2 protein-coding genes are annotated in these 899 nt (G+C 41.9%); both read right to left on the minus strand.

From position 1 onward, the window contains the following. Positions 1 to 323, minus strand: a 323-nt coding sequence (locus SPADD19_RS12385; protein ID WP_241496411.1) for a FeoB small GTPase domain-containing protein, incomplete at its 3' end; no start/stop codon positions are given. Continuing rightward, positions 316 to 795, minus strand: coding sequence for a FeoA family protein (locus SPADD19_RS02115; RefSeq protein WP_003018986.1), 480 nt, complete (start codon positions 793 to 795; stop codon positions 316 to 318). The genes SPADD19_RS12385 and SPADD19_RS02115, both read right to left, overlap by 8 nt. Positions 796 to 899 lie beyond the last annotated feature (104 nt).

Here is an 899-nt window from a genome sequence, read left to right on the forward strand (position 1 = left end):
ACAGGAATACCTGTTTCAATCAATTGAGTCGTCAGATAGAGATTTCGTTCCAGATTGGTCGCATCCACTACGTTGAGGATACTATCTGCCTCTTGGCTTAATAAATAATCCCGTGCCACTTTTTCTTCAGGGCTATAGGGGGACATGGAATAGATCCCAGGCAAATCCTGAATTTGGATACTCTTATCCTTTTTGGAGAATCCACTTTTTCTTTCAACCGTAACACCAGGCCAGTTCCCAACTCGCTGGTTGGTTCCTGTAATAAGGTTAAATAAGCTAGTTTTCCCGCTATTGGGGTTCCCGATCAAGGCGATTTCAGTCATGATTCTCTCCTTCCTCTAGTCGAATCACACTAATCATCTGAGCTTCTGATTTTCGAAGGGTTAACTCATAGCCACGCAGGGTGATCTCAAGCGGATCCCCTAAAGGTGCAACTTTTCTCAGATAGAGTTTGGTTCGTTTGGTGATTCCCATGTCCATGAGACGACGCTTGGCTTCGTTGATTGCAAAAATATCCACTACGATAGCAGATTCACCAACGGCTAACTCAGAAAGTGGAAAACAAGTATGCTCCTGTTCAAGAGGAGCAATCTCAATCTTTTCCAAAATAGAAGCATCAAATGCCAGCCGACTCCCCTTAATGATGAGGATGGCACTGTCTTTGGTTTTAGTCACAATTTCCAAGGTCTCACCTGGCGTCATGCCCAGATGAGAAAGATGGCGTAGATTATCTTTTGGTAAATCAATTCCGAGGATGCGATAAGGTGTTTTAAGCGCTGCATCGAGTATGAGCATATTTCTTGACCTTCTTTTGTAATTATGTTATAGGAACATTATACCATATAATGAAAGAATTCTGACAGTTTTAATGAAGATGAGAATGATTCCAGATTAGAGTT

Origin of the sequence: Streptococcus parasanguinis (assembly GCF_001578955.1) — a bacterium.
Classification (GTDB): Bacteria; Bacillota; Bacilli; order Lactobacillales; family Streptococcaceae; genus Streptococcus; species Streptococcus parasanguinis_U.

What these genes read in the sequence shown, in the direction of transcription:
- SPADD19_RS02115 (WP_003018986.1), bottom strand. Translation starts at nt 795, where the DNA reads ATGCTCATACTCGATGCAGCGCTTAAAACACCTTATCGCATCCTCGGA.